Genomic DNA, 1,862 nt, shown 5'->3' on the forward strand with positions numbered 1-1,862 from the left:
CATCCCGCCCACCCAATCGAGGATCCTCCTGTCTTCGGCCTCGCGCGCCAGCTTCAGGGCCGGCAAGGCGCGATAGAGCATGGCGGCGGTGTTCGAAGGCGCGTCGCCCTCGCCGGTGAAGCGCTTCATCCAGACGCGGTCGACGTCGAGCAGGTGGTTGAGCGTGCCGAGCATCGAGCCGAAGACGGCGCCGACGTCGCGACCGAGTTCGTCTTCGCCAAGATCCGCGGCGGCATCATAGATGCGCGTATTGGCCCATTGATTGTAAGCCGCAAACATCATGAAATGCTGTTTCATTTTTCCATCCGGCTCACAACGAATCCCGGCTCTTCGTAACCCGCAGGAACCGTAATGACCATTCTGTTCTATGACCTCGTCGGCCACGACACCGAACGCCCGTTCAGCCCGCATTGCTGGAAGACGAAGATGGCGCTGGCCCACAAGGGGCTCGCCGCGACCAAGATGCCGACGCGCTTCCTCGAAGTGCCCAAGGTGGAGGGCGGCGTATCGAAGACGGTGCCGGTGATCCGCGACGGCGAGCGGGTCGTGGTCGATTCCTTCGCCATCGCGCTCTATCTCGACGAGGCCTATCCCGAGCGGCCGACGCTGTTTGCCGGCGAAGGCGGCAAGGCGATGGCGCGCTTCATCGAGCGCTGGTCGCAGCTCACCATCCACCCTTATGTCGCAACCGTGGCGCTCACCGACCTGCACGGGATGCAGGACGAGACGAACGGCCGCTATTTCCGCGAGGACCGCGAGAAGCGCTACGGCAAGCGGCTGGAAGAGGTGGTGGCCGGCCGCGACGCAGGGCTCGCCGGCTTCCGCGCCTCGCTGGAGCCGCTGCGCTCGATGCTCACCTACCAGCCCTTCATCGGCGGAGCCTTGCCGCTGTTTGCCGATTATATCGTCTTCGGCGCGCTGCAATGGGCGCGCATCGCCTCGCCCTACCGGCTGCTCGACGACAGCGACAGCGTGGCCCAATGGTTCGAGCGCTGCCTCGACCTGCATGGCGGGATCGGCCGGCAGGTCGCGGCCGCGGCGTGAACGGCGCGAGCACCGGACTGCCATGTTGCGCTATGAGATGAAGGCCGAGATCTGGGTCTACCCGGGCAAGGGCGGTTGGCATTTCGTGACGCTGCCGACGGATGTCGCGGCGCGCATAAAGGCGACGATGGCGGGACTGGCGCGCCCTTGGGGCTCGCTCGGCATCACCGCGATGATCGGCGCCACCAGGTGGCAAACATCGCTCTTCCCCGACAAGGCCTCAGGCAGCCTGCTGTTGCCGGTCAAGGCCCCGGTGCGCCAGCGCGAAGGTCTCAAAGCGGGGGACTCGCCGACACTGACCATTGAGGTCGAGCTTTAGATCAGGATGGCGTTTCGTTGAATCGCCATCCTGATCTAACTCTTTGTTGGAGCATATCTTCTCCGAAAACTGGTTCCCGCTTTTCGGATCATGCTTTAGCATCTACTTTGACGCGCCCTTGTCGCGCGTGTCGTCATTCGGCGCATTGCCGTCGGCCAGCCTCACGCAGATCGGATCGCCCTCACCCATGCGCACGCATTGCCATTCCGGACCGAAGCCGAAATTCTGCTCTGCGCGCTGTGGGAAGAACAGCAGGGCGAAGGCGGCCACGGCAAGAACCACGGCCATGAAGACAATGCCCGCCATGTCGCCGCGTCTGAGGTAGGGCCAGTTCATCGCCTCAGCTCCAAACCTGCGTCGAGCGCGTTCGCAGCCGTCTAATTATCCCGCAAACCGCTCGTCTTGGCCAGAAGCGGCCTCCCCTGTCGGTAGCTAATCAAGTTGTCCGGTTTGGTAGCACATCATTTGTCCGCTTCAGTTTGCGTCGAAGCGGTTCACG

4 protein-coding genes are annotated in these 1,862 nt (G+C 63.5%); 2 read left to right on the top strand and 2 right to left on the bottom strand.

All coding sequences use genetic code 11. The features are described from left to right. A partial coding sequence (locus LB553_RS30355) for a DinB family protein (protein WP_224518624.1) occupies positions 1 to 297 on the bottom strand: 297 nt, incomplete at its 3' end. 54 nt (positions 298 to 351) lie between these two features. On the opposite strand from LB553_RS30355, the gene LB553_RS30360 reads away from it, so the two are divergent. Together LB553_RS30360 and LB553_RS30365 are read left to right on the top strand one after the other, a co-directional pair. After that, complete coding sequence (locus LB553_RS30360) at positions 352 to 1,044, top strand: glutathione S-transferase family protein (RefSeq protein WP_224518625.1); 693 nt, start codon at positions 352 to 354, stop codon at positions 1,042 to 1,044. Positions 1,045 to 1,066: 22 nt separating this feature from the next. Beyond that, positions 1,067 to 1,363, top strand: coding sequence for a DUF1905 domain-containing protein (locus LB553_RS30365; protein ID WP_224518626.1), 297 nt, complete (start codon positions 1,067 to 1,069; stop codon positions 1,361 to 1,363). A gap of 102 nt (positions 1,364 to 1,465) precedes the next feature. Here the strand turns inward: LB553_RS30365 and LB553_RS30370 are convergent, their stop codons facing one another. Continuing rightward, positions 1,466 to 1,699, bottom strand: a complete 234-nt coding sequence (locus LB553_RS30370) for a hypothetical protein (protein WP_224518627.1) — start codon at positions 1,697 to 1,699, stop codon at positions 1,466 to 1,468. Positions 1,700 to 1,862 lie beyond the last annotated feature (163 nt).

It is taken from the genome of Mesorhizobium sp. CA8 (assembly GCF_020164955.1).
Classification (GTDB): Bacteria; Pseudomonadota; Alphaproteobacteria; order Rhizobiales; family Rhizobiaceae; genus Mesorhizobium.